Source organism: Flavobacterium sp. UBA4854, from assembly GCF_002399805.1.
GTDB lineage: Bacteria > Bacteroidota > Bacteroidia > Flavobacteriales > Flavobacteriaceae > Flavobacterium > Flavobacterium ginsengisoli.
On record NZ_DHEI01000080.1, the window covers coordinates 92,944 to 93,352 of the forward strand.

At 37.2% G+C, this 409-nt stretch carries 1 protein-coding gene; it reads left to right on the forward strand.

The genetic code is table 11. The features are described from left to right. The coding region (locus B3J44_RS11330; RefSeq protein ID WP_286968540.1) for a SprB repeat-containing protein at nucleotides 1–409 on the forward strand (409 nt) is incomplete at both ends.

Sequence of the window (409 nt, forward strand, 5' to 3'; positions counted from 1 at the left end):
CAATATGGTAATTTAAATACGATAAATACTTGGTGGTATGCCAATCGAGATTTTGTAACATCAACTATTGTTTTACCTCCATTTTACACGGTTGCATTAGATACAAAAACTAATGTGAAATGTTTTGGAGGCAATGATGGTACTATTCAGATAAAAGCTACTAACGGAACCGCTCCATATACTTATTATATAAACGGCGGAACGACTCCAAATACTTTACAAAATTTAACAGCAGGAACTTATGACATTAAAGTTGTTGATGCAAATGGCTGTTCTGCAAATGTTAATGGTGTTGTAATTACACAACCTTTAGCAGCTCTCGCATTGGCAGCTTCTTCTAAAACTGATGCTTCCTGCTTTGGAAAAAGCACTGGAAGCGTAACGGCAGGAACCGTGACAAACGCGATTG